A 24,049-nucleotide genomic window follows, 5' to 3' on the forward strand; every position below is an offset into this window, starting at 1 on the left:
TGAACCCGAAACGCGCCACGATGGATGAATTTCCGAACGATTCAGACAAGTTGCTGTTGCGCGTCGGGGTTTTTAGGCACATGCTAGGTTCATGTGGGTAGCCGATCTTCTGGCTTTAGCCTCGCTAGCGCTGTCTGCGCCTCAGACAGTGCCGCCCGCTTCTTCACCTTCTGGTGATTCCACTGTCCCATCGTCACAACAGCCGCAACGGTCGGATCAGGACATCATCGTTACCGGGATGACGCCAAAGGCCCTGCGTTCCTATATTCACGAAGCTTCAGGAAATTATGTGGGCGAGCAGGTGCCCCGATGGGGCGTTTCAATTTGTTTAAAGGTTGAGGGTCCTGCTCCCAAACAATCTGAATATATGGTCCAGCGAATCTCGGCTATCGCGAAAGCTGCGGGAGCGCCCCCGGTGCGCACGGATGGATGCGACCCCTCGGTTGTCATCACCGTGTCCAGCGACGCGGACGAACTGACAGCAGAGTTGCTCAGACGCTTTCCGCGCCTCGGTTTCGATCTGAGCAGCGGGATACTGGACCTGCGCAGAGTTAAGGCGATGCTTCGCGAAGCCCGGCCGGTGCGGTGGTTCGCCAATACGAGCTGGTTCAATCCGATTGTCCCGATCGCAGGCGAAATGCAATCGCAGGACATCAGCGCAATGCCGCAAACGTCAGCGTCCCGGCTGAATCCCCCGCGTCAGCGATATTTTCGTCGGATGCAGATACTGGTCGACGGCAAAAGCCAGGGTCCGGTCAATCTGCGTCAGCTCAGCGACTATTGCGCGATGGTGGCCCTTGCCAACCCGTTGATGGACGGAGACTTTCCTGACGGTTCCATTCTCTCGCTGTACCAACATGACGGCGACACGGCGCCGGCAGGATTGATGCCGGTCGATCTGAATTACCTGCGCGCCTTATATTCCACCACCATCCGCTATTATGCTTCAACCAACATCACCAATATACAGCGTCGACGTATAAGGGAGAAACTGGAGCATCTGTCCGGTATTCCGGAACGCAGCCAGGAAGATGCGGACGGCTCCTGATCCGGTGGCCCCACTGATGATCAATCACATCATGGGCGGGGATACACGGTTCGGCGCAAGAAGCGGTGCCGGACAGCAAAATTGCGATTGACGGGGCTTTCGATACCCAATCGCTTGGTCTAGGCGCTTGTCCCCATGCCCGAACGCCTATCCTGTGATGTCGCGATCGTTGGCGGGGGGCTTTCCGGCGCGCTGATTGCGCTGGCGCTCAAAAAGCGTCGTCCGGACATCTCCCTTCGCCTGATCGAATCTACTGCCCGTATCGGCGGGAATCATATCTGGTCCTTTTTCTCCGGCGATATTGCGCAGGATGACCGGTGGCTGATCGCCCCGCTGATCAGCTATGGCTGGACCGGCTATGACGTGCATTTCCCGGCGCATTCGCGGGGGTTGAAACAGAATTATTATTCGATCGAGAGCGAGCGGCTGGACACGGTGGTGCGCGCGACGCTTGCCCCGCATGAGCTCATTACTCAGGCCCATGTGCTGGGCGCGAGCGCGCGCGCGGTCGTGCTGGGCGAGGGCGAGCGGATCGAGGCGAAGGGCGTCATCGATTGCCGGGGCGCGGGCGATCTGGGGCTGCTCGATTGCGGGTGGCAGAAATTTGTCGGCATGGAATTCGACCTTGCCGATGCGCATGACCTTGCCCGGCCGATCGTCATGGATGCGCAGGTCGAGCAGATCGACGGCTATCGCTTCGTCTATTGCCTGCCCTTTGCCGCGACGCGGATGTTTATCGAGGACACCTATTATTCGGACACGCCCGATATCGACCGGGCGGCGTTGCGCGGGCGGATCGAAGCCTATGCGCGCGCACGCGGCTGGGGATGGGACCGTGTGCTTCGGGCAGAGGCGGGTGCGCTGCCCGTGGTGATGAGCGGCGATTTCGAAGCCTATTGGAAAAGCGGCGGCAATCGTATCGCCAAGGCGGGGATGCGCGGCGGATTGTTCCACCCGCTCACCGGCTATTCGCTGCCCGATGCGGTGCGCAGCGCAGCGCTGGTCGCGCGGCAAAGCGACCTTTCAGGCACCGCGCTGCACGATCTGCTCCACGGGCTGGCGCGCCAGACGTGGAAAGCGCGCGGATTTTACCGGATGCTCACCAAGATGTTGTTTCGTGCATCCGAGCCTGAGGCACGCTATCGCATCCTCGAACGCTTCTATCGGCTGGACGCGGGGCTGATTGCCCGCTTCTATGCCGGCGAAGCGACCTTGCTCGATCAGGGACGGGTCCTGACGGGCAAGCCGCCCGTGCCGATCGGCCGGGCGATTGAGGCGATTTTGGGGACGAAGCGATGAGAAGCGCAGCAGTGATCGGGTCGGGGTTCGGCGGGCTGGCGCTTGCCATCCGGCTGCAATCGGCGGGCGTCGATACCACGATCCTCGAAGCGCGCGACAAGCCCGGCGGGCGCGCATATTATTGGGAGCGCGACGGCTTTACCTTCGATGCCGGGCCGACGGTCATCACCGCGCCCGAATCCTTGCGCGAATTGTGGGAATTGTCGGGCGACGCGATGGAGCGCGACGTGAAGCTGGTGCCGATCCAGCCCTTTTACCGGCTGAACTGGCCCGACGGCACCAATTTCGATTACACCAATAACGACGACATCCTGATGCGCGAGATCGGCGCGCTCGATCCGGCCGATATTCAGGGCTATCGCCAGTTTCTGGAATATTCCGCCGGTGTCTATCGCGAAGGCTATGAAAAGCTCGGCCATGTCGCGTTTCTCGACTTCGCCTCGATGATCAAGGCAGCGCCCGCGCTTGCCAAATATCAGGCATGGCGGTCAGTCTATTCGATGGTTTCGAAGTTCGTGAAGAATGAGAAGCTGCGACAGGCGCTGAGCTTTCACACGCTGCTGGTCGGCGGCAATCCGATGACGACCAGCGCCATCTATGCGCTGATCCACAAGCTGGAGCGCGACGGGGGAGTGTGGTTCGCGCAAGGCGGCACCAACCAGCTCGTCAAGGGCATGGTCGCGCTGTTCGAACGGCTGGGCGGCACGCTGCGCCTTGGCGATCCGGTCGAAGAAATCGTGACGATGGGCGACCGGGTGACCGGGGTTACGGCGAAAAGCGGGCTGCATCTCGATGTCGATGCGGTCGCGTCGAACGCCGATATCGTGCACAGCTATCGCGACCTGCTGAAGACGTCGCGCAGCGCGCAGCGCACGCTGAAATCGCTGGAAAAGAAACGCTTTTCGCCTTCGCTGTTCGTCGTGCATTTCGGCGTGAAGGGCCGCTGGCCCGGCATTCCGCACCATATGATCCTGTTCGGGCCGCGCTATAAGGGGCTGCTGTCCGACATCTACGATCATGGTGTGCTGAGCGAAGATTTCTCGCTCTATCTCCACCATCCGACCGCGACCGATCCGGCGATGGCACCCGAAGGCTGTTCGACCTTTTATGCGCTCGCCCCGGTGCCGCATATGGGCAAGTTCCCGGCCAATTGGGACGATGTCGCACCGATCCTGGAAAAGCGCATCCTGGACGAGGTCGGGCGGCGGCTGATCCCCGATATTCATGAGCGGATCGTGACGAAGTTCAGCTATGCGCCGACCGATTTCGCCCATGACCTGAACGCACATATGGGCAGCGCCTTTTCGCTGGAGCCGATCCTCACCCAAAGCGCCTATTTCCGCGGGCATAATCGCGACTCCAATATCCCGAACCTGTATCTGGTGGGTGCGGGCACGCATCCCGGCGCAGGGATTCCGGGCGTTGTGGGAAGCGCCAAGGCGACCGCCGCACTGATGCTGGAGCGGGGGGAATAGGGCCTGCCCGACAGGCTGTCGCGACCTGCACAATGGCGGAATGGCAGGTTGGGGCCGCACGCTGAACCCGCGCTCCGGCCCGGAAAGACACGGCTATGGAGAATTGCGGTTCCGGTCCCAATTCTGTACGATGACCGGGTTTTCCGGGAGTTTTCGAAATGATCCAGCGTCACCGCTAAAGCGGAAAAGCATATGGCTGCGGAGTGATCCGCCGACTGGACTTCTGATTTCGAGAACATCATGCACCGATTGAAGAACAAGACGTGTGTCATCACCGGCGCGGCGCGTGGTATCGGGCGCGCCATTGCAGCCTGCTTCCATGACGAAGGTGCGATCGTCATCCTCACCGATCTGGACGAAGCAGCAGGGGCGGACGCTGCTGCCGAGATCGGGTGTCGGTTCGAACCGCTCGACGTGCGCGAGGAAAGCGACTGGGCCCGGCTGAGCACGCTCGTTCCGATGGCCGATGTGGTGGTCAACAATGCCGGCATCACCGGCTTTGAGGCGGGCATGACACCGCATGACCCCGAACATGCCAGCCTTGCGGACTGGCGCGAGGTTCATCGCGTCAATCTCGACGGCACCTTTCTCGGCTGTCGCTATGCGATCGGCGCGATGAAGGGCAAGGGAACGGGGTCGATCATCAACATATCATCGCGATCCGGGCTGGTCGGCATCCCCGGCGCGGCGGCCTATGCCTCCTCAAAGGCAGCGATCCGCAACCATAGCAAGAGCGTCGCACTGTACTGCGCGCAGCAGGGTTGGAAGATACGATGCAACTCGATCCACCCTGCCGCGATCCTCACCCCGATCTGGGAACCGATGCTGGGCACTGGCCCCGACCGGGACGCCCGGATGCAGGCGCTCGTCGCAGACACGCCGCTCAAGCGGTTCGGGATGCCCGACGAGGTGGCTGCCATTGCGCTTATGCTTGCCTCCGACGAAGCGACCTATGTTACCGGCACGGAAGTGAATATCGACGGCGGCCTGCTTGCCGGGTCCGCCGCCTCTCCCGGCTGAATGCGGGGCCGGGGTGAGGCCTCGCATCGTCGCGCTTGTGGCGGCGGGGCGCTTTTCCTAAAGCCGGTCGCACTTTAAAGAAGCGGGGCGCGCTGCCCTGCCTGAATGGAAATCCGATGAAGCGCCTTGCCGTATATTGTGGCTCCGCCACGCCCGCCGATCCCGTTTATATCGAAGCTGCACGCCATGTCGGGCGCTCGCTTGCCAAGCGGGGGATCGGCGTCGTGTATGGCGGTGGAAAGCTCGGCCTGATGGGCGCGGTCGCCGACAGCGCGCTGGCCGCCGGGGGCGAGGTGATCGGCATCATCCCGCAGGCGCTGGTCAATGCGGAGGTCGCGCATCAGGGGCTGACCGAACTGCATGTCGTCGAGACGATGCACGAGCGAAAGGCACGCTTTACCGAGCTTTCGGACGGCTTCGTCACCATCCCCGGCGGGACCGGCACGATGGACGAATTGTGGGAGGCGATGAGCTGGGCACAGCTTGGCTATCACACCGATCCGGTCGGCCTGCTCAACATTGCGGGCTATTACGACCATCTGATCGCATTTGTCGCGAAGATGGGCGAGGTCGGGTTTCTGCGCCCGCAGCATCAGCAATTGCTGATCGTCGATGACACGCTCGAGGGGCTGCTGGACAAGATGGCGTCCCACGAACCGGCGGTGCCGATCGTGCGGATGACGCGCGCCGACCTGTGAGCGACCACGCCGCCCTTCCCACGCGTGAAGCCATCGTCGCAACGGCGGGGGAAACGATCGCAAAGGGGTCGAAGAGCTTTGCCGCGGCGAGCAGGCTCTTCGATCGCCGGACGCGCGAACGGGCATGGCTGCTCTATGCATGGTGCCGGGCGTGCGACGATATCGCCGACGGGCAGGAGCTGGGCCATGGCATGGAGCGGGTCGAGGACGGTCCGGCGCGCCTCGCGCTGATCCGAGACGCGACCGCAAAAGCGCTGGCGGGCGAAGTGGTGGGCGATCCTGCCTTCGATGCGCTGCGCATCGTTGCCGCCGAAACGCACCTGCCGCATCGCATGGCAAACGACCTGATCGAAGGGTTCGCGCTCGACGCGCGCGACTGGCGTCCCCGGACCGAGGCGGACCTCCTCACCTATTGCTATCATGTCGCGGGCGTGGTGGGCGAGATGATGGCGGTGGTGATGGGCGTCGATCCGGAGGATGAGGCCACGCTGGCGCGTGCCTGCGACCTTGGCCTTGCCTTTCAGCTCGCCAATATCGCGCGCGATATCGAGGAGGATGGCCGGGTCGGGCGCTGCTATCTGCCGATCGAATGGCTGGTCGAGATGGACATGGCACCGGGCGATCATTTCAAACCGTGGAACCGGCAGCGTCTGGCGGTGCTCGCCCGGCGGCTGGCACGCATGGCGGAACGCTATGAGGCGAGCGCGCGGGTCGGGGCTGCGAAACTGCCCTTCCGCTCGGCATGGGCAGTGCTGTCGGCGGCGCATATCTATGGCGGGATCGCGCGCAAGGTGGCGGCGGCGGGCGAACATGCATGGGACCATCGGATCAGCACGTCCAGGGCTGAGAAGCTGGCATCGGTAGCGCGGGCGTTCGGCGAGGCGATGAATCGCGGGAGGATCGCGCAGCGTCCGCGCGATCCGCAATTGTGGACGCCGCGCCGCGATGTAGCGAACGGATAGACGGACGGCGCTTCGACAGGCTCAGCGCGAACGGAGAGTCTGAGCACTCCGCCTGACCCTGCCGCCGGGAAGGCGGTCGGCAATCAGCCCGCCGAGGATCGGCACCGCCACCGCGCAGATTTGCATCCATAAGGGGTGCGGGATCATGAAGGTTGCGGAAAGCCCCGCGATCAGCAGGATCGCGACGGTGATCCAGCCCGACCACAGCCAGCCGCCGATCCGCTGCCCCATATAGCATCCGGCAGCCGCGCCGAAAAACCATGCGAGAAGCACCATGATCTTTGCAGGCACCGGCACATGATCGAACAGGTCGGGCGAACCCGGGTCCGTGCCCGGAGCGAGCGGAAACAGCAGATGCGCGATCGATTCAAGCAGGATCGTGATTAGAAAACCGATCGCGATGCCGATCAATATGCCCAGAATTTTCCGCATGCTTTCCCCTCGCCCCGACCCCTGGCCGGACGGTGTAGCACGATGCGAGGGCGCGATCAGATTTTTTGCGGGAAAGCCGGGCGGTCAGCCGCGATTATTGCGGTTGCCGTCGGCATCGGCCCAGCGCTGGCTGGTCTGGCGACAGCGCGCTTCGATCACCGGATAATCGATATCGGTATTACGATACAGCGCGGCGGGAATCGCCGCCTCGCACTGGGCGGCACTGGCATAATGATGAGCTTCGACCCGCTGCTGCCGGCACACAGCGCCTGAATCGGCGCAGCCCATCAGGGCAATGACGAAAGTGAGCGGTTCCATGTATCAGCCTCCTGTCAAGAGGAAATCCTCGCACCGCGTTAAGTTCCGTCGCGCGCATTGCTTCCGTTCGTCGCAGCGCCCAGATAGAGAGCCGTCATGCCTCCGATTTCCAGCACGCCGGGCGCGGTCGAACGACCGCTGCTGCCCACGATCCGCCGCTTCCTGCCCTATCTCTGGCCCGCCGATTCGCGCGCGCTGAAGGTGCGCATTTGCGGGGCGATGCTGCTGGTCATCGCGTCGAAGCTGTTGCAGGTCTATGGCGCTCCCTTCGCGCTGCAGGGTGCGGTCGACCGCATGGCCACGGGCACGCGCGACGGGGTGACGCTGGTCGTGCTGCTGGTGCTCGGCTATGCGCTGGCGCGGTTCGGCACCGTCCTGTTCGACAATCTGCGCAATGTGGTGTTCGAGCGTGTGGGACAGGAGGCTACCCGGCGGCTGTCCGCCAATGTCTTCCGCCATCTCCACCAGTTGTCGCTGCGCTTCCATCTGGAACGGCGCACCGGCGCAGTGACGCGCGTGGTCGAACGCGGGACCAAGAGCATCGACACGATGCTGTATTTCCTGCTGTTCAATATCGCGCCGACGGTGCTCGAACTCGCGCTGGTCATCGGCATTTTCTGGACACGCTTCGGCCTGTGGCTTGTCGCGGCGACACTGGTGATGGTGGTCGTCTATATCGCCACGACGCGGATCATCACCGACTGGCGGACGAAGCTGCGCGAGCAGATGAACGATCTCGACACCGGCGCGGTCGCGCATGCGGTCGATTCGCTGCTGAATTTCGAAACGGTCAAATATTTCAACGCTGAAGGCCGCGAAGCACAGCGTTATGACCGCGCGGTCAACGCCTATGCCGAAGCGGCGGTGAAGAGCGAGAACAGCCTTGCGCTGCTGAACGTCGCGCAGTCGCTGATCACCAATGCGATGCTGGGCGGCGGGATGGCGATCATCGTTTACGGCTGGGCGGCGGGGCGGTTTACGCCGGGCGATGTCGTGCTGGTTTCGACGCTGTTGTCGCAGCTTTTCCGCCCGCTCGACCTGCTCGGCATGGTGTATCGCACCGTGCGGCAGGGGGTGATCGATATGGGCGCGATGTTCGACCTGATCGATACGCCCGCCGATGTGACCGACGTGCCCGATGCAAAGCCGCTGACCATCGCAAAGGGGCATGTCCGGCTCGAGGATGTCCGCTTCGCCTATGACGAGCGCGAGATATTGAAAGGGATCACGCTCGACGTCGCGCCGGGATCGACGGTGGCGGTGGTCGGGCCGTCGGGCGCGGGCAAATCGACGCTCGCCCGGCTGCTGTTCCGCTTTTACGACGTGACCGGCGGGCGCATCACCATGGACGGGCAGGATATTGCGCAGGTGACGCAGCAAAGCCTGCGCTCAGCGATCGGCATCGTGCCGCAGGATACGGTGCTGTTCAACGACACGATCGGATACAATATCGCGTATGGCAAAGCGGGCGCGACGAAGGAGGACATTCATGCAGCGGCGCGCGGCGCGGCAATTGCCGATTTCATCGAACGCCTGCCCGACGGCTATGACACGCGTGTGGGTGAGCGCGGCTTGAAGCTGTCTGGCGGGGAGAAGCAGCGCGTGGCGATTGCCCGGACGCTGCTGAAAGACCCGCCGATCCTGATCCTCGATGAGGCGACCAGCGCGCTCGACAGCCGGACCGAGGCGGAAATTCAGGCGACGCTGGAACGAATCGAACGCGGGCGCACGACGATCGTGATCGCGCATCGCCTCTCCACCATCGTTCATGCCGATCAGATCGTGGTGCTCGATTCCGGGCGAATCGCCGAGCGCGGCACGCATGCCGAATTGCTGCGCCGGCGCGGCCTGTATGCCGAAATGTGGACACGCCAGCAGGCCGAACGCGAGGAAAAAATGGCAGCGCAGTGACTGAGAACGTTATTTTGGGACAATTTTTGCGCAGCAACTGGAAATTTCGTTTCCCTTAACCGCAAATCGCTGCCATATGATTGCCGTGAGGCTGATCCGGTTGAGAATCAGCCCGCAGGAGGATGCCCGCTATATCTGCCCGGGTCGCGTTTTGCGCCCGGGCAGTATCAATCCGCGACGCACCCGAACAGTAAGGCCGCCCCCCTCGTGCGGCCCTTGCGGGATCAAGGCCCCCCGTCGTGCTGCGCGGCGGGGGCCTTCAGCGCAGTGACAGCTTTATCCTGCTATGGAATCTCCGCTAAAGCAGGCGCATAGGAATATTCGCGCCTTGCGCCCGCCGCCAGCCGTCGGGCCGTTGATAACAGGAGATATGATGCGCCTCTCGCCAATTGCCGCCGCAGCCATGCTAGCCCTCACCACCAGCGCGATGACCCCGATGACCGCCAATGCCGCCCCCCAGGCCGATCAGAACCGCGCCAACCCGCTGCTGACCAAAAGCCAGCTGCCGTTTCAGGCGCCGCAGTTCAACCTGATCAAAGACAGTGATTATCTGCCCGCGATCCGCGAAGGCATGAAGCAGCATCTCGCCGAGATCGAAGGAATCGCGAACAACAAAGCGGCACCGACATTCGACAATACGATCGTCGCGATGGAAAAATCGGGTCGCTTGCTGACCCGCGCGACGAACACGTTTTTCAACATCGTATCGGCGAACAGCAATGATGCGCTGCAAAAGGTGCAGACCGAGGTCGCGCCCGAACTGACCGCGCACAGCGATGCGATCTATATGAACGACAAGCTCTTCCGGCGGGTCGACACGTTGTACAAGCAGCGCGATTCGCTGAACCTCAATCCCGAACAGGCGATGCTGCTGAAAGTGTATCACGACAATTTCGTGCATGCCGGGGCGCAGCTTTCGCCCGCCGACAAGGCGAAGCTGAAGGAGATGAACAAGGAAATCGCGTCGCTTCAGACCGCGTTCCAGCAAAAGCTGCTTGCCGCGACCAAGGACGGTGCGCTGATCGTCGACACGAAGGAAGAGCTGGCCGGACTTTCCGACGACCAGATCGCTGCGGCAGCACAGGCGGCGAAGGATCGCGGGCTGGACGGCAAATATGCCCTGACGCTGCAGAATACGACGCAGCAGCCGCTGCTGCAGACGCTGACCGATCGTGCGACGCGCAAGGCATTGTTCGAAAACAGCTGGACGCGCGCCGAACGCGGCGACGCCAACGACACGCGCGACACGATTTCGCAGCTCGCGCTGCTGCGCGCACAAAAGGCGAAGCTGCTCGGCTTTGACAGCTATTCGGCCTATGTGCTGGACGATCAGATGGCGAAGAACCCGGCAACGGTCGATACCTTCATGGCCAAGCTGGTTCCCGCCACGGCGGCACGCGAACGGGCCGAAGCTGCCGATATTCAGGCGATGATCGAGAAGTCGGGCAAGGACTTCAAGCTCGAACCCTGGGATTGGGACATGTACGCCGAAAAGGTGCGCAAGGCGAAATACGACCTCGATGAAGATCAGGTGAAGCCGTATTTCGAACTGAACAAGGTGCTCGAAGACGGCGTATTCTATGCCGCCAATCAGATGTACGGCCTGACGTTCAAGGAGCGGAAGGATATTCCGGTCTATCAGCCCGACGTTCGCGTGTTCGAAGTGATCGACGCCGACGGGTCGCCGCTGGGTCTGATGTATTTCGACTATTTCAAGCGCGACAATAAATCGGGCGGCGCATGGATGTCGAATTTCGTCGATCAGTCGCATCTGCTCGGCACCAAGCCGGTCATCTATAATGTCTGCAACTTCACCAAGCCAGCGCCGGGCCAGCCCGCGCTGATCAGCTTTGACGATGTGACGACGATGTTCCACGAATTCGGCCATGCGCTGCACGGCCTGTTCGCGGATCAGACCTATCCGTCGATTTCGGGCACGTCGACCGCGCGCGACTTTGTCGAATTCCCCTCGCAGTTCAACGAACATTGGGCGCTGGAACCCAAGGTGCTCAAAAACTATGCGGTGAATTACAAGACGGGCGAACCGATCCCGGATGCGCTGGTCGCCAAGATCAAAAAGGCAGCGACCTTCAATCAGGGCTATGCGCTGGGCGAACTGCTTGCGGCGGCGAAGCTCGACCTTGCCTGGCACGCGCTTCCCGCCACCGCACCGCGTCAGAATGTCGATACGTTCGAAGCGAAGACGCTCGCCAGCATGGGGCTGGATATCCGCGACGTACCGCCGCGTTATCGGTCGAGCTATTTCCAGCATATCTGGTCGAACGGCTATGCCAGCGGCTATTATGCCTATCTGTGGACCGAAATGCTCGACGACGACGCGTATGACTGGTTCGAAAACCATGGCGGCATGACCCGCGAAAATGGTCAGCGTTTCCGCGACATGATCCTGTCAAAGGGTCATACCATGGATTACGGCCCGATGTTCCGCGCCTTTTACGGCAAGGACCCGGAGATCGGCCCGATGCTGAAGGCGCGCGGCCTGACCGGGCATGCCGATGCCGACACAGCCGCACCGACCGCCGACGGCCCGGCGCAGCAGCCGGCGGGCGAACCGATCGACCGGTAAGCGAACGACAAAGGGCGCGGGAACAGCTCCCGCCCTTCTTTCAGACTTTGGGGGCTGTGCCTGCTATCAGGCGCAGCCCTCGACATATTCGATTGCCGGGCCGCCGGCATGGATGAACTGCACCCGCCCGTCGCGGTCGATTTCGAAGCGGATGCCGCGGCCCGATGGGCTTTGCGGGCCACCCGTCGACCAGAGCGTCAGATATTCGCCCGGCGAATCGAGATAGGCATGCGGGCTGGATTTGACCCGTGCGCCATACGCCGCGCGCACCGCGGCGGCGGTCGCCCCAACCCCGATTCCCGCGCTGGTCTTCACATCCGATCCGCGCGACAGGGTGATCCGCGCCAGCCGCCCGTCGATCAGCATCACCATCATGCCCACCGGCGCCCCTTCCGGCCGATAGATTTCGCACTGATCCGGATCAGGGCCGTTCGCATCCCCCGGATTGACGTCGGGGCCGAGCGCGTCGGTCACCGCCGCCTTGCTCATCCCGATCCTGAGCGGCCCCCAGCCGGTGGGAAGCAGCGCGCGGCCGTTCGCCACGCCATCCGCATCGTTCTGCGCGCTGTCATTGGCGGGGGCAGCGGTCGGGGTCGCGTCAGGCACCGGCCCGGCGGGCAGTTCGACCGTCATATTGCCGGTGCCGTCGGCGTCATCCTTGTCAGTCTGCCCCGATCCGCACGCGGCAAGCAGGGTGAGCCCGGCAAGGGCAAGGGGAATACGCATCGAATTTCGCTCCACGATTATCGCTGGATCACCGGCCTTACGGCGGATGAAGGCGTTTAACGATAGGGATGTGTCCTGAGTTTCCTCATGCGCCCCTTGCCCCTGCCCGCCTGCTCCGCGATAGAGCGACACCGTGAACCAGCCCACCGACATTCTTCGCAAGGTTTTCGGCTTTCCCGGTTTTCGCGGCGTGCAGGGCGATGTCGTCGCACGCGTGCTGAACCGGCAGAACACGCTGGCCGTGATGCCGACCGGCGCGGGCAAGTCGCTTTGCTATCAGCTGCCTTCGGTGGTGCTGGAGGGGACGTGCGTGGTCATCTCCCCGCTGATCGCGCTGATGCACGATCAGCTGCGCGCGGCCGAAGCGGTGGGCATCCGTGCCGCGACGCTGACCTCCGCCGATGACAATCGGGCGGAGACGATCGCGCGCTTTCGCGGCGGTGAGCTCGACCTGCTCTATGTCGCGCCGGAGCGCGCCTCCTCCTCGCATTTTCGTGAGCTGTTGAGTCAGGCGAAAATCGCGCTGTTCGCGATCGATGAGGCGCATTGCGTGTCCGAATGGGGGCATGATTTCCGCCCCGATTACCGGCTGCTGCGCCCGTTGCTCGACAGTTTCGCCGATGTGCCGCGCCTCGCGCTGACCGCGACCGCCGATGCGCATACCCGCGCCGATATTCTCGAGCAGCTCGGCATCGCGTCCGACGGGCTGATCGTCGCCGGGTTCGACCGGCCCAATATCCGCTACGCCATTTCGCCGCGCGGCAATATGACGCGGCAGCTTTCGGACTTTATCGCCGAAAATCCGGGGCCCGGCATCGTCTATGCCCAGACGCGGGCACAGACCGAGCGGCTGGCCGAAGCGCTGGCCAAGACCGGACGCCCCACCCGCGCGTACCATGCCGGGCTGGACGCACCGGTGCGCGCGCGCAATCAGGCCGATTTCGTGGCGAGCGAGGATATGGTGATCTGCGCCACGGTCGCGTTCGGCATGGGTATCGACAAGCCCGATGTCCGCTTCGTCGCGCATGCGGGTATCCCCAAATCAATCGAGGCTTATTATCAGGAGACCGGCCGCGCGGGCCGCGACGGCGACCCGGCGGTGGCGCATCTGTTCTGGGGCGCCGATGATTTCGCGCGGGCGCGCCAGCGGATCGGCGAAGTAGAACCGGGGCGGCAGGCGGGTGAGCGGGCGCGGCTTACCGCATTGGGCGCGCTGGTCGAAACGGCGGGGTGCAGGCGCGCCATCCTGCTGCGCCATTTCGGGGAGACCCCGCCCGAACGCTGCGGCAATTGCGACAATTGCCTGAACCCGCCCAAGGCGCTCGATGCGAGCGTGACGGCGCAGAAATTCCTGTCCGCCGTATTCCGCACCGGGCAGATGTTCGGGGCGGGCTATATCGAAGAAGTGCTGCTTGGCCGTTCGACCGAGCGCAGCATGACCAACGGGCATGAGAAGCTCTCGGTTTGGGGCATCGTCTCGGGCGAGGAGACTGCGCTGATCAAGCCGGTGCACCGCGCATTGCTGCTGCGCGACGCGCTGCGCGCCAATCCGCATGGCGGGCTGGAATTCGGCCCCGGCGCGAAACCGATCCTGAAGGGCGAGGCGCGGGTCGAACTGGTGCTGCCCCCTGCCCGGCGCAAAGGGCGGCGGGGAGCGGCGGCGACGCCCAATCCGATCGGCAATCCGCTGTTCGAGGCGCTGCGCACGTGCCGCCGCGATCTGGCCAAGGAGATGGGGCTGCCGCCTTATGTCATCTTTCATGACGCGGTGTTGCGCGACATGGCGCTGATCCGCCCGTCCACCTTGTCGGCGATGGGGGAGATCAGCGGGGTGGGCGCGAAAAAGCTCGATGCCTATGGCGATGCGTTTCTGGCGGTCATCCGCGACGCAGCCTGAGGACTTGGCGGGAGGAAGCGGGCGCGGTACAGCATGGCCATGGCTGATATCCGACGCATTGACGAGACAATCTCTGTCGCTCCGCAAATCGACCCTGCCGATCTCGGCGAAATTGCGGGCGAAGGCTTTACCGCGATCATCAACAACCGCCCCGATGGCGAGGATGCGGGCCAGCCTGACGGCGACGCGATCGCTGCGGCGGCGCAGACGCTTGGGCTTGGATATAGCGCGATTCCGGTGACCCATGCCGGGTTCAGCCATGCGCAGATCGACGCGATGCGTGAGATGCTGGACGCAGCGACCGGGCCGGTGCTGGCCTATTGCCGGTCGGGCACGCGCTCGGCCAATCTCTGGGCGCTGGCAAGCGCGAAGGCGGGCGGCGATCCCGATGCGATCGTCGCGAAAGCCGCCGGTGCCGGATATGATCTTTCCTCGATCCGGCCTTTGCTGGAGTCGCTCTCCGCCGGCGCATGAGCTGGTGGGCGCTGATCGGGTCGTTTGTCGCGATCCTTGCGCTTGCCGGCCTTGTCCGCCTCTGGAAGCTCGGCCATGCCGCGCTGGATGATGAGGCAGGGGTGCGCCGGATCGCGCAGCAATTGCTTCCCGACTTTCCCTGCGAACAGGTGGTGCGCGACAGTGTCGGCGAAAGTGCGCTGCTGTTCGGCCCCAAAGGCGTTGCGTTCGTCAAACTGCACGGTGCGCATTTCGTTGCCCAGCGGCTGGGCGATGCACCGCCGTTTCGCCGCGACCTGACCGTGGTTTCGGTGGGTCTGGAAGAAGCGCTGTACGGCCCCTGCGTGGTGCGGCTCGACAGCGAGCGCGCGGCGCGCGACCTGACCCGGATGCTGCAGTCCCGGCGCTGACGCTCATACCAAAGCGCATAGATGCTTACGCATCGCGCTTTGGCTTCGCTCAGGCGCCGCGCGGGCTTAACCAGAGAGCGATGAGTCATTCTCATCGCTCTCTGGTATCAGTCTGCAATCGGCGCTTACCCACACACAAAAAAGGGCCGGCACGAGGCCGGCCCAGTGGTCCGCAGGAGGAACTCTGTATCGGGGCGGCACCGCCGCCCCGGAAGCGTGGATCAGTTGTAGGCGCGCTCGCCATGTTCGCCGAGGTCGAGCCCTTCCTGCTCGACCTCCTGGCTGACGCGCAGGCCGGTAAGCGCCTTGGCAACGAGGATGGCGATCACGGTGCCGACCGCTGCCCAGACAATCGCGACGATGACTGCGTACAGCTGAATGCCGAGCTGCGCGCCCATGCCGACCGAACCGTCACCGGGACCGCCCAGGCCGGGCTGATAGACGATGCCGGTGCCCATCGCGCCGATCATCCCGCCAATGCCGTGAATGCCGAACGCATCGAGCGAGTCGTCATAACCGAGCTTCGGCTTCACTACCGAGACGAAGAAGAAGCAGACGACCGAGGCGACCGCGCCGAGAATGATCGCGCCGAACGGCCCGGAATTGCCCGCCGCAGGGGTGACCGCGACCAGCCCGGCGATGATGCCCGAACACCAGCCGAGCGCCGATCCCTTATGCCCCATCACGCGTTCGGTCAGCATCCAGAACAATCCGGCCGATGCGGTAGCGACGAACGTGTTGATCATCGCAAGACCGGCCGATCCGTCCGCCTGAAGCGCCGAACCGGCGTTGAAGCCGAACCAGCCCACCCAGAGCAGGCCGGTGCCGACCATGGTGAGGGTGAGCGAATGCGGCGGCATCGGCTCGGTCGGATAGCCGCGCCGTTTGCCGAGGAAGAAGCTCGCGACGAGCGCCGACACGCCGGCATTGATATGCACCACGGTGCCGCCCGCGAAGTCGAGCGCGCCCGCCTTGAACAACAGGCCGCTGCCCGCCCAGACCATATGCGCGATCGGAAAATATGCGATGGTCAGCCACACTGCAGCGAACACCATCACCGCCGAGAACTTCATCCGCTCGACCAGCGCGCCCAGGACCAGCGCGACCGTGATCGCGGCAAAGGTCATCTGGAAGCTGATGAAGACATATTCGGAAATCTTGTCGTCCGAAAAGGTGTCGGCAAGGCTGGCCGGGGTGACGCCCGACAGGAAGAATTTGCCCCAGCTGATAAAGTCATTGCCTTCCGGCCCAAAGGCGAGGCCATAGCCGTACATGACCCAGAGCAGCATCGCTAGACACGCAACGCCGCCGATCTGCGTCATGGTCGACAGCATGTTCTTCGACCGGGTCAGACCGCCATAGAATAGCGCAAGGCCGGGCAGGATCATCATCAGCACGAGCAAAGTGGAGGTCATCATCCACGCATTGTCGCCGGGATGGACCACGGGTGCGGCCGCCGTTTCCGGTGCCTGAAGCGCGGTATCCTGCGCCCATGCGGGAAGCGCCGCGAACAGCGAAATGCCGGCCGCGCCGATCGCGCCGACGGTTCTGGTTCCAAATTTCATCATGCCCCCCTCGCTCACAATGCGCTCTGATCGGTTTCGCCGGTGCGGATGCGAACCGCCTGTCCGACATCGAGGACGAAGATCTTGCCATCGCCGATCGCATTGGTGTTGGCCGAGGCCTGAATCGCCTCCACTACCCGGCTGGCGATATCGGTGGCGCACACCACCTCGATCTTGATCTTGGGCACCATATTGGTGCTGTATTCGGCGCCGCGATAGATTTCGGTCTGGCCCTTTTGCCGACCGAACCCCTTTACCTCGCTGACCGTCATGCCCGTCACGCCGACTTCCGTCAGCGCTTCGCGCACGTCATCAAGCTTGAACGGCTTGATGATGGCGATGACCAGTTTCATTTGCCCCCCTTCCCTCTTCAGAAAGAAACTTGCGGGAGGAACAGCAGCAAGGGGCGTGCCAAGTACGAAAGCACCCGCCCACGCGCCTTGCGGTGCAGCAAATTGTTACCGAAGTGTAAAAATATGGGCAGGGCGGCGTACGACTGCCTAAAAATCAGGCAGCGTCGTCGATGATCCTGCGCGCTGCCTCCGCATCGCTTTCATCGACCATCACCCGCACCGGGATCAGGAAGGCGCTGCCGTCCGCGATGCTCGCCTCGGCATCAAAAGCGAAGCAGGGAATGCCTTCGGATTTCAGCCGTCCTTCGAGGATATGCGCCTCGAACCGGTTGAACCGGCCGATTTCGACCAATGCCATCAGGCGGGCGCCTGGCTCGGCACGCGGACGGGGAGGCCGTCGATGCTGCTCGTCCGCGCGGCCCATTTTTCGAGCCGCTCGCTATCGCTGACGCCCGAATGATATTTGGAAAGCGTCTGCCGCTCCCGCTCGAAGCGCATGATCGGAACGCCCCAGCCGCAGCTCGTTTGCAGCGTTTCGACGGCGATCACGAAAATCTGCCGCGTTCCCGGCAATGGGGTGAAATGCCCGATTAGTTCCTCCCATTCTGCGTCCTGCGGCAGCACGGCCCGGCCCCGGCCGTACAAACGCAGGATCAGTGCCGGATTTTCGAAGGCGCAGAACAGAATGGTGATGCGCCCGTCGGCGGCAAGATGCGCATTGGTCTCGTTCCCCGACCCGCCGACATCGAGATAGGCGACGGTGGAATCGTCCAGCACGCGGAAACAGTCCATCCCCTTGGGGCTGAGGTTGATCCGGGCCGCATCGGCAGCGGTCGCGACGAAGAATAGCGGCTGTTTCGCGATGAAGGCGCGATGGTCGTTCGTGATCGATTCGAAAAACTCGGCCATTTGCCGCTCCGTTGACGGTTGCCGCCTATGCGCATAGCTTATGCGTATGAAGCACGATGCCCTTCGATCTGGCAAGCGCAAAGCCGTCAACCTGTCGCTCGACACCGGCGTGGTGGCGGCTGCGCGCGAGGCGGGGCTGAACCTCAGCCAGATATGCGAGGCGGCGCTGCGCGATGCCGCGAAGAAGGAACGCGAAGCGAAGTGGCGCGAGGAGAATCGCGAATGGATCGCTGCGAACAACGCATGGGTTGAAAAGAACGGCCTCCCCCTCGCCGAATTTCGCATGTTCTGATGGCGCAGTTCGATGTGGTGCGCCTGAACGGCGGCGCGCTTGCCGTGGATTGTCAGAGCGACCTGCTGCAGGGGATCAATACGCGATTCGTCGTGCCGTTGCGGCGTCCCGATGATTCGCCGCCGCGCCGTGAGCGGCTCAATCCCGTTTTTGCGATCGAAGGCGAGGACTGGGTGATGGTCACCCAGTTCGCGGGCGCGGTGATGGCGCGCGAGATCGAGGCAAGCCTTGGCTCGCTCGCCGATGATTATATTCGCATCACCGGCGCGCTCGACATGCTGATCTCAGGCTTCTGAAGCGGCGCGGGCTATACCGCCGTGCCGCCGACCGTCAGACCTTCGACCAGCAGCGTTGGCTGACCCACGCCTGCCGGAATCGACTGGCCGCCCTTGCCGCACATGCCGATGCCTTCGTCGAGCGCGAAATCGTTGCCGATGCCGGTGATCTGATTGAGCACCTTCGGCCCGTTGCCGATCAGCGTCGCGCCCTTGATCGGTGCGCCGATCTTGCCGTTCTCGACCTTATAGGCTTCGGTGCAGGAAAAGACGAACTTGCCCGACACGATATCGACCTGCCCGCCGCCGAAGCTCTTGGCATAGATGCCGTTCTTCATCCGACTCATCAACTCGCCGGGATCGTGGTTACCGGCGCGCATAAAGGTGTTGGTCATGCGCGGCATCGGCGCATGTTCGAAGCCCTGACGGCGGCCATTGCCGGTGGGTTCGACCCCCATCAGCCGGGCGTTCATCCGGTCCTGCATATAGCCTTTCAGCACGCCATCCTCGATCAGCACATTTTCGCGCGTCGGCGTGCCTTCGTCATCGATCGACAGCGAGCCGCGCCGGTCGAGGATCGATCCGTCATCGACCACGGTGACGCCTTTTGCCGCGACCTGTTCGCCGATCCGGCCGGAAAACACGCTGGTGCCCTTGCGATTGAAATCGCCTTCCAGCCCGTGCCCGACCGCTTCGTGGAGCAGCACGCCGCACCACCCCGGTCCGAGCAGCACCGGCATCACGCCCGCAGGCGCATCGACCGCTTCGAGATTGGTGAGCGCCTGTGCCAGCGCCATGTCGATCGCACGGTTCCACGTTTCCGGTTTGAGCAGATTGTCATAGAGCGCACGCCCGCCGAGCCCGAAGCTGCCGCTTTCGCGCCGACCGTTCGATTCGACGACGATATTGACGTTGAGCCGGGTGAGCGGGCGGATATCGGTCGCGACGAACCCGTCGGGGCGAACGATCTCAACCACCTGCCAGCTACCGATCAGTCCCACCGACACCTGCGCCACGCGGGGATCGCGCGCACGCGCTGCGGCGTCGATCGTCTGGCAAAGATTGACCTTGTCCGCGAAGGGGACGAGGTCGATCGGGTCGGCATCGGTATAAAGATGGCGGTTATTGTGGCGTGGCGGCGGTGCCTTTGCCTGTTTCGCCGGATCGATCAGCGCCATAGTCTCCCCCGCCCGCCGGATCGCATCGGCGGAAAGCTCATTGGCATGGGCGAAGGCGCTTACCTCGCCCGTCACGGCGCGCAGGCCGAACCCCGAATCATTATTGTACGACGCGCTGGTCAGCCGCCCGTCATCGAAAACGAAACTTTCCGATTTGCGATATTGCAGGAAAAGCTCGCCATCCTCTGCTTTGCCCAGCAGATCGGCGGTCAGGCGCTTTGCCGTTTCGGGGTCGAGCGAGTCGCGATACAGAAAGCCGCGCGGGTCGATAGTCGTGGTCATCCACCCGATATAGGAAGGATTGCGGCCAAGTCTAACGCCGCATGTCCCTTATCGTGCGTTCAGGCCGCTTCGCCCGAGGGGCTTGCACCCGATGCGATGTCGGGAAGCTGCGACTGGTCCACGCCATCGGCAGGGCCGCCGATCAGGATGAAACGCCGGTCGCAATAGCCGCAATCGACATAACCATGTTCGTCGATTTCCAGAAACACGCGCGGATGCCCCAATGCCGCGCCGCCCGGAATATCGGTGGCGCCGTCGCAGGAAACCCGGCGGGTGGTGACCTTGATCGTTTCAGGCGGAGCAATCATGGGTCGATCCGATAGCAACGCTTCGGCGTCGCTGCAATCACCGTTGCGCAGCTTTTATGCGCGACAATGCTTGCGTCCGCAGCGCAGCGAGCGCATTTCCCCCGATATGAGCGAAGCGGCGATCAGGATCGAGGGTCTGAGCAAGACCTATGCAGGCGGCAAGCAAGCGCTGAACGATGTCACGTTCGACGTGCCGCGCGGGCAGATTTTCGGGCTGCTCGGCCCCAATGGCGCGGGCAAATCCACGCTGATCAACATTCTTGCCGGGCTGGTGAACAAAACCGGCGGGTCGGCGAGCATCTGGGGCTTCGACATTGACGCGCACCCCCGCAATGCGCGCGGGTCGATCGGCATCGTGAATCAGGAAATTACCTTCGATCCGTTTTTCACGCCCTTTGAAACGCTGGAAATTCAGGGCGGGCTATATGGCGTGCCAAAGGCGAAGCGCCGCTCAATGGAATTGCTTCGCGCCATGGGGCTGGAGGATAAGGCAAACGCCTATTCGCGCACGCTTTCGGGCGGCATGAAGCGGCGATTGATGGTGGCCAAGGCGATGGTCCATTCGCCGCCGGTGCTGGTACTCGACGAACCGACCGCTGGCGTCGATATCGAGCTGCGCCAGCGGCTGTGGGAATATGTGCGCGGCCTCAACGATTCGGGCGTCACCGTGGTGCTGACGACCCATTATCTGGAAGAGGCCGAAGAGCTTTGCGACCGGATCGCGATCATCAATCAGGGGCAGCTGATCGCGAACGAACCTACCCGCGTGCTGATCGCACGGGCGCAGGAAAAGCTGGTCGAAGTGACGGTCGATCGCGACATCGCGACAGTGCCCGACAATCGCTGCTTCCAGAAGATCGAGCGCAAAGATGAGCGCACGCTATCGGTGCGGTTCGACAAGAGCGAAGTGAATGCGGGCGAAGTCCTCTCCGCGATTCAGCGCGACGGATACGGAATTGTCGATGTCGTGACGCGCGAGCCCGATCTGGAAGACGTCTTCCTGAACCTGACCCGCGCGGCGACGCAGGCGGCGTAACCGCTTATCGGTGGTGGCGTTCGAAGAAGCGCCACATTGCGTGATTGTCGGCGACCCATTCATGGCCCCGGCCATGATAGACCCAGGCGGTGACGCTGGTGCCGTCCTGACATTCGCCATAGCCGGTGACGAGCAGCTTGCCGGTAAAATCGAACCGGCGCGGCCCTTCGGTACAACCGTCGAGCGCGGCCCAGCGGGCGAGCGCGGCATCCATCGAATATTGCCAATAGCCTGCGCCGCCTCCTTCCACCGGGTTCACCGTGTCCTTATCCCCGGCAAAGGCGAGCACTGACAGCGGCGCATCGGGGCGGCAGGTGGCCGGATCGGGGCGGGTCGGATCACTCTCCAGCGGATTGCCTGCGCGAAGGCCGACGACCGGCGCGATCGCGGCGAACCGATCAGCAGCGACGCAGCCAAGCCATGACGTCATCCGCCCGCCGCCCGAAATCCCGGTGACATAGACGCGCGCCGGATCGACGCATCCTGCCTGAACCAGCGTGTCGATGGTGGTAAGGATATACGCGACGTCGTCGGGCACTTCCGGTCCCGGCACCTTACCCGATACGGTGGGCACGCCGGGAATATTCCACGCATAGCCATCGCCCAGCGGGATCGCCGCGTCGGGCGCGACCAGCGCAAAGCCGCTGGCATCCGCCTCCGCCGCCAGCTTTGAATCGGCCAGCACGCCCTTCGCGCTCGACCCGCTGCCGTGCAGGACGAAGACCAGCGGCAGGCGGCCCTTCGCATCGTGCGGCAGGTAAAGCTGAACCGCCCGCCCGTCGGCGAGCGAAAGCGGCGCGGTCTCACCCGGCTTTCCCACCCCGCATAGCGCGTCGGCATGCGCCAGCGATGTGCCGCCCACCAGCGCGACGATCATCGAAAGACAGGCGAGCAGCCAGTTGCGCATGAATATTCCTCTCTTTGGCGTCCTGACGACATGGGAAAGCGCGTATAAGCGCTTGCGCCGCGATTGTCAGCGCGTAGGCAGGTGGTTTGACCTTCCCCCGTTCGAACGGAGCTATTCTTGGCCGGCACTCCTCATCACAGCGACGTCCTGATCATCGGTTCGGGCGCGGCGGGGCTGACCGCCGCCCTCAACCTCGCCGACCGGTTCCGGGTGACGGTGATTGCCAAGGGGCAGATGAACGAAGGCTCGACCGCCTGGGCGCAGGGCGGCATCGCGGCGGTGCTGGAACCCGGCGACACGTTCGAAAGCCATATCGAAGATACGATGATCGCGGGTGCTGGGCTGAACGACCGCGAGGTGGTCGAGATGGTAGTCGGCGGCGCTCCCGCCGCGATCGAGCGGCTGATCGAGCTTGGCGTGCCGTTCAACAAGGAAGCGGGGGCGCTGCACCTCACGCGTGAGGGCGGGCACAGCCATCGGCGGATCGTCCATGTCGCCGACGCCACCGGCTGGGCGGTGCAGGAGGCGCTGCTCAACGCCGCGCTTGCCCATCGCAACATCACGTTGGTCCCCGACATGGTGGCGATCGACCTTGCCACCAGCCGGCATGAGCAGCGCTATTCGGGCGCGGGCAATGTCTGGGGCGTCTATGCGGTAAACAAGGAAACCAGCCGGGTGACGCTGTTCACCGCGCGCGCGACCGTGCTGGCGACCGGCGGGGCGGGTCGCGCCTATCTGTTCTCCACCGCGCCGCGCGGCGCGACCGGGGACGGCATCGCCATGGCGTGGCGGGCGGGTGCGCGCGTCGCTAATATGGAGATGATGCAGTTCCACCCGACCTGCCTGTATAATCTGGAGGTCAAGAATTTCCTGATTACCGAGGCAGTGCGCGGCGAAGGCGGACATTTGCTCCTGCCCGACAGCGGCTATCGCTTCATGCCCGATTTCGACGAGCGTGCAGAGCTTGCCCCGCGCGACATCGTGGCGCGCGCGATCGACCATGAGATCAAGCGGCTGGGCCTCGATTATGTCCATCTCGACATTTCGCACCGCGATCCGGAATTCGTGAAAGGGCATTTCCCGAACATCTATGAAAAGCTGCTCACCCTCGGCATCGACATGACGAAGGAGCCGATCCCGGTGGTCCCGGCGCAGCATTATACCTGTGGCGGCGTGGTGGTGGATCGCGACGGGCGCACCGACCTTCCCGGCCTGTATGCGGCGGGCGAAGTGACGCAATCGGGGCTTCACGGCGCAAACCGGCTTGCCTCGAACAGCCTGCTCGAATGTTTCGTCTATGGCGATGCGGTGGCGAACCATATCGCCGGCTGCTGGGACGATCTGCCCGAACCGCCCGCCATCCGGCCATGGGACGAAAGCCGGGTGACCGATTCGGACGAAGAGGTCGTCATCAAGCAGAACTGGACCGAAATTCGCCGCTTCATGTGGAATTATGTCGGCATTGTCCGCACCACCAAGCGGCTGGAGCGCGCCGCGCATCGCATCAAGATGCTGGGCGATGAGATTTCCGATTATTACGGCCATTTCCGCGTAACGCCGGATCTGGTCGAACTGCGAAACCTGCATCAGGCGGCAGAGCTGATCGTGCGATCCGCGCTTGCCCGGCATGAAAGCCGGGGGCTGCATTTCAATCTGGATTATCCAGCGCTGGCCGACGAGGCGCTCGACACCGTGCTTGTGCCCTGAC

General features: G+C 63.3%; 25 protein-coding genes. 15 read left to right on the top strand and 10 right to left on the bottom strand.

Going from position 1 to position 24,049, the window contains the following annotated elements:
- The first annotated feature begins 91 nt into the window (after positions 1-91).
- The 6 genes from EV664_RS04715 (at position 92) to EV664_RS04740 (ending at position 6,502) form a co-directional block, all read left to right on the top strand.
- Positions 92-1,048, top strand: coding sequence for a hypothetical protein (locus EV664_RS04715; RefSeq protein WP_133494523.1), 957 nt, complete (start codon positions 92-94; stop codon positions 1,046-1,048).
- A 135-nt stretch (positions 1,049-1,183) separates the two neighbouring features.
- Complete coding sequence (gene crtY / locus EV664_RS04720; RefSeq protein WP_133494524.1) at positions 1,184-2,347, top strand: lycopene beta-cyclase CrtY; 1,164 nt, start codon at positions 1,184-1,186, stop codon at positions 2,345-2,347.
- Positions 2,344-3,822, top strand: a complete 1,479-nt coding sequence (locus EV664_RS04725) for a phytoene desaturase (protein ID WP_133494525.1) — start codon at positions 2,344-2,346, stop codon at positions 3,820-3,822. Before crtY ends, EV664_RS04725 begins: the two co-directional genes overlap by 4 nt.
- A 240-nt stretch (positions 3,823-4,062) precedes the next feature.
- Complete coding sequence (locus EV664_RS04730; protein WP_133494526.1) at positions 4,063-4,842, top strand: SDR family oxidoreductase; 780 nt, start codon at positions 4,063-4,065, stop codon at positions 4,840-4,842.
- Between the two features lie 116 nt (positions 4,843-4,958).
- The gene (locus tag EV664_RS04735; RefSeq protein WP_133494527.1) at positions 4,959-5,540 is read left to right on the top strand and encodes an LOG family protein; all 582 of its coding nucleotides are present in this window, start codon (positions 4,959-4,961) and stop codon (positions 5,538-5,540) included.
- On the top strand, positions 5,537-6,502 hold the full coding sequence (locus EV664_RS04740; protein WP_133494528.1) for a phytoene/squalene synthase family protein: 966 nt from the start codon (positions 5,537-5,539) through the stop codon (positions 6,500-6,502). The genes EV664_RS04735 and EV664_RS04740 overlap by 4 nt, the downstream gene beginning before the upstream one ends.
- 21 nt (positions 6,503-6,523) lie before the next feature.
- Here EV664_RS04740 and EV664_RS04745 read toward each other — a convergent pair whose 3' ends face one another.
- Positions 6,524-6,934, bottom strand: coding sequence for a hypothetical protein (locus tag EV664_RS04745; RefSeq protein ID WP_133494529.1), 411 nt, complete (start codon positions 6,932-6,934; stop codon positions 6,524-6,526).
- An 84-nt stretch (positions 6,935-7,018) separates the two neighbouring features.
- Positions 7,019-7,252 carry a hypothetical protein gene (locus EV664_RS04750; RefSeq protein ID WP_133494530.1) on the bottom strand — a complete coding sequence of 78 codons (234 nt, stop codon included), beginning with the start codon at positions 7,250-7,252 and terminating at the stop codon, positions 7,019-7,021.
- Positions 7,253-7,348: 96 nt separating this feature from the next.
- On the opposite strand from EV664_RS04750, the gene EV664_RS04755 reads away from it, so the two are divergent.
- Complete coding sequence (locus EV664_RS04755) at positions 7,349-9,163, top strand: ABCB family ABC transporter ATP-binding protein/permease (RefSeq protein ID WP_188656358.1); 1,815 nt, start codon at positions 7,349-7,351, stop codon at positions 9,161-9,163.
- Positions 9,164-9,533: 370 nt separating this feature from the next.
- Positions 9,534-11,750 carry a peptidyl-dipeptidase Dcp gene (gene dcp, locus EV664_RS04760; protein ID WP_229668092.1) on the top strand — a complete coding sequence of 739 codons (2,217 nt, stop codon included), beginning with the start codon at positions 9,534-9,536 and terminating at the stop codon, positions 11,748-11,750.
- A 66-nt stretch (positions 11,751-11,816) separates the two neighbouring features.
- Here the strand turns inward: dcp and EV664_RS04765 are convergent, their stop codons facing one another.
- The gene (locus EV664_RS04765) at positions 11,817-12,476 is read right to left on the bottom strand and encodes a hypothetical protein (protein ID WP_133494531.1); all 660 of its coding nucleotides are present in this window, start codon (positions 12,474-12,476) and stop codon (positions 11,817-11,819) included.
- Positions 12,477-12,609: 133 nt separating this feature from the next.
- On the opposite strand from EV664_RS04765, the gene recQ reads away from it, so the two are divergent.
- The 3 genes from recQ to EV664_RS04780 are packed head-to-tail and all read left to right on the top strand — an operon-like array spanning position 12,610 to position 15,236.
- Entirely contained in the window at positions 12,610-14,373 is a 1,764-nt protein-coding gene (recQ, locus tag EV664_RS04770; RefSeq protein WP_133494532.1) for a DNA helicase RecQ, read from the top strand.
- 39 nt (positions 14,374-14,412) lie between these two features.
- A complete protein-coding gene (locus tag EV664_RS04775; protein ID WP_133494533.1) occupies positions 14,413-14,847 on the top strand; it encodes a protein tyrosine phosphatase family protein in 435 nt (144 codons plus the stop codon).
- Positions 14,844-15,236, top strand: a complete 393-nt coding sequence (locus tag EV664_RS04780; RefSeq protein ID WP_133494534.1) for a hypothetical protein — start codon at positions 14,844-14,846, stop codon at positions 15,234-15,236. The genes EV664_RS04775 and EV664_RS04780 overlap by 4 nt, the downstream gene beginning before the upstream one ends.
- 221 nt (positions 15,237-15,457) lie before the next feature.
- On the opposite strand, the gene EV664_RS04785 is transcribed toward EV664_RS04780, so the two are convergent.
- The 4 genes from EV664_RS04785 to EV664_RS04800 all read right to left on the bottom strand — a co-directional run bounded on the left by EV664_RS04785 (position 15,458) and on the right by EV664_RS04800 (position 18,063).
- A complete protein-coding gene (locus EV664_RS04785) occupies positions 15,458-16,801 on the bottom strand; it encodes an ammonium transporter (RefSeq protein WP_133494751.1) in 1,344 nt (447 codons plus the stop codon).
- Between the two features lie 14 nt (positions 16,802-16,815).
- Entirely contained in the window at positions 16,816-17,154 is a 339-nt protein-coding gene (locus tag EV664_RS04790; protein WP_133494535.1) for a P-II family nitrogen regulator, read from the bottom strand.
- Positions 17,155-17,308: 154 nt separating this feature from the next.
- Complete coding sequence (locus EV664_RS04795; RefSeq protein ID WP_133494536.1) at positions 17,309-17,512, bottom strand: putative signal transducing protein; 204 nt, start codon at positions 17,510-17,512, stop codon at positions 17,309-17,311.
- On the bottom strand, positions 17,512-18,063 hold the full coding sequence (locus tag EV664_RS04800) for a pyridoxamine 5'-phosphate oxidase family protein (RefSeq protein ID WP_133494537.1): 552 nt from the start codon (positions 18,061-18,063) through the stop codon (positions 17,512-17,514). The genes EV664_RS04795 and EV664_RS04800 overlap by 1 nt, the downstream gene beginning before the upstream one ends.
- A gap of 40 nt (positions 18,064-18,103) precedes the next feature.
- Here EV664_RS04800 and EV664_RS04805 point away from each other — a divergent pair, with 40 nt between their 5' ends.
- Both EV664_RS04805 and EV664_RS04810 read left to right on the top strand, forming a co-directional pair.
- Positions 18,104-18,355 carry a type II toxin-antitoxin system CcdA family antitoxin gene (locus tag EV664_RS04805; protein WP_342353520.1) on the top strand — a complete coding sequence of 84 codons (252 nt, stop codon included), beginning with the start codon at positions 18,104-18,106 and terminating at the stop codon, positions 18,353-18,355.
- Positions 18,355-18,651 carry a CcdB family protein gene (locus EV664_RS04810; RefSeq protein ID WP_133494538.1) on the top strand — a complete coding sequence of 99 codons (297 nt, stop codon included), beginning with the start codon at positions 18,355-18,357 and terminating at the stop codon, positions 18,649-18,651. The genes EV664_RS04805 and EV664_RS04810 overlap by 1 nt, the downstream gene beginning before the upstream one ends.
- An 11-nt stretch (positions 18,652-18,662) precedes the next feature.
- Here the strand turns inward: EV664_RS04810 and tldD are convergent, their stop codons facing one another.
- The gene (gene tldD / locus EV664_RS04815) at positions 18,663-20,090 is read right to left on the bottom strand and encodes a metalloprotease TldD (RefSeq protein WP_133494539.1); all 1,428 of its coding nucleotides are present in this window, start codon (positions 20,088-20,090) and stop codon (positions 18,663-18,665) included.
- Positions 20,091-20,149: 59 nt separating this feature from the next.
- A complete protein-coding gene (locus EV664_RS04820; protein ID WP_133494540.1) occupies positions 20,150-20,398 on the bottom strand; it encodes a zinc-finger domain-containing protein in 249 nt (82 codons plus the stop codon).
- A 106-nt stretch (positions 20,399-20,504) separates the two neighbouring features.
- Between EV664_RS04820 and EV664_RS04825 the strand changes: the two genes are divergently transcribed.
- Complete coding sequence (locus tag EV664_RS04825; protein WP_133494753.1) at positions 20,505-21,434, top strand: ABC transporter ATP-binding protein; 930 nt, start codon at positions 20,505-20,507, stop codon at positions 21,432-21,434.
- 4 nt (positions 21,435-21,438) lie between these two features.
- Here EV664_RS04825 and EV664_RS04830 read toward each other — a convergent pair whose 3' ends face one another.
- The gene (locus tag EV664_RS04830; protein WP_133494541.1) at positions 21,439-22,341 is read right to left on the bottom strand and encodes a CE1 family esterase; all 903 of its coding nucleotides are present in this window, start codon (positions 22,339-22,341) and stop codon (positions 21,439-21,441) included.
- A gap of 117 nt (positions 22,342-22,458) precedes the next feature.
- On the opposite strand from EV664_RS04830, the gene nadB reads away from it, so the two are divergent.
- Positions 22,459-24,048, top strand: coding sequence for an L-aspartate oxidase (nadB, locus tag EV664_RS04835; RefSeq protein WP_133494542.1), 1,590 nt, complete (start codon positions 22,459-22,461; stop codon positions 24,046-24,048).
- Position 24,049: the final 1 nt, after the last annotated feature.

This window comes from Stakelama pacifica (assembly GCF_004361835.1).
Classification (GTDB): Bacteria; Pseudomonadota; Alphaproteobacteria; order Sphingomonadales; family Sphingomonadaceae; genus Sphingomonas; species Sphingomonas pacifica.

Excerpts from the sequence above, each read along its gene's own strand:
- EV664_RS04800 (WP_133494537.1), bottom strand. The coding sequence starts at position 18,063 with ATGGCCGAGTTTTTCGAATCGATCACGAACGACCATCGCGCCTTCATC.
- EV664_RS04750 (WP_133494530.1), bottom strand. The coding sequence starts at position 7,252 with ATGGAACCGCTCACTTTCGTCATTGCCCTGATGGGCTGCGCCGATTCA.
- EV664_RS04795 (WP_133494536.1), bottom strand. The coding sequence starts at position 17,512 with ATGGCATTGGTCGAAATCGGCCGGTTCAACCGGTTCGAGGCGCATATC.
- EV664_RS04820 (WP_133494540.1), bottom strand. The coding sequence starts at position 20,398 with ATGATTGCTCCGCCTGAAACGATCAAGGTCACCACCCGCCGGGTTTCC.
- EV664_RS04745 (WP_133494529.1), bottom strand. The coding sequence starts at position 6,934 with ATGCGGAAAATTCTGGGCATATTGATCGGCATCGCGATCGGTTTTCTA.
- EV664_RS04730 (WP_133494526.1), top strand. The coding sequence starts at position 4,063 with ATGCACCGATTGAAGAACAAGACGTGTGTCATCACCGGCGCGGCGCGT.
- EV664_RS04790 (WP_133494535.1), bottom strand. The coding sequence starts at position 17,154 with ATGAAACTGGTCATCGCCATCATCAAGCCGTTCAAGCTTGATGACGTG.
- EV664_RS04785 (WP_133494751.1), bottom strand. The coding sequence starts at position 16,801 with ATGAAATTTGGAACCAGAACCGTCGGCGCGATCGGCGCGGCCGGCATT.
- EV664_RS04765 (WP_133494531.1), bottom strand. The coding sequence starts at position 12,476 with ATGCGTATTCCCCTTGCCCTTGCCGGGCTCACCCTGCTTGCCGCGTGC.
- crtY (WP_133494524.1), top strand. The coding sequence starts at position 1,184 with ATGCCCGAACGCCTATCCTGTGATGTCGCGATCGTTGGCGGGGGGCTT.
- EV664_RS04725 (WP_133494525.1), top strand. The coding sequence starts at position 2,344 with ATGAGAAGCGCAGCAGTGATCGGGTCGGGGTTCGGCGGGCTGGCGCTT.
- EV664_RS04805 (WP_342353520.1), top strand. The coding sequence starts at position 18,104 with ATGCGTATGAAGCACGATGCCCTTCGATCTGGCAAGCGCAAAGCCGTC.
- EV664_RS04715 (WP_133494523.1), top strand. The coding sequence starts at position 92 with ATGTGGGTAGCCGATCTTCTGGCTTTAGCCTCGCTAGCGCTGTCTGCG.
- EV664_RS04755 (WP_188656358.1), top strand. The coding sequence starts at position 7,349 with ATGCCTCCGATTTCCAGCACGCCGGGCGCGGTCGAACGACCGCTGCTG.
- EV664_RS04830 (WP_133494541.1), bottom strand. The coding sequence starts at position 22,341 with ATGCGCAACTGGCTGCTCGCCTGTCTTTCGATGATCGTCGCGCTGGTG.
- EV664_RS04775 (WP_133494533.1), top strand. The coding sequence starts at position 14,413 with ATGGCTGATATCCGACGCATTGACGAGACAATCTCTGTCGCTCCGCAA.
- EV664_RS04825 (WP_133494753.1), top strand. The coding sequence starts at position 20,505 with ATGAGCGAAGCGGCGATCAGGATCGAGGGTCTGAGCAAGACCTATGCA.
- dcp (WP_229668092.1), top strand. The coding sequence starts at position 9,534 with ATGATGCGCCTCTCGCCAATTGCCGCCGCAGCCATGCTAGCCCTCACC.
- EV664_RS04810 (WP_133494538.1), top strand. The coding sequence starts at position 18,355 with ATGGCGCAGTTCGATGTGGTGCGCCTGAACGGCGGCGCGCTTGCCGTG.
- EV664_RS04735 (WP_133494527.1), top strand. The coding sequence starts at position 4,959 with ATGAAGCGCCTTGCCGTATATTGTGGCTCCGCCACGCCCGCCGATCCC.
- EV664_RS04780 (WP_133494534.1), top strand. The coding sequence starts at position 14,844 with ATGAGCTGGTGGGCGCTGATCGGGTCGTTTGTCGCGATCCTTGCGCTT.
- tldD (WP_133494539.1), bottom strand. The coding sequence starts at position 20,090 with ATGACCACGACTATCGACCCGCGCGGCTTTCTGTATCGCGACTCGCTC.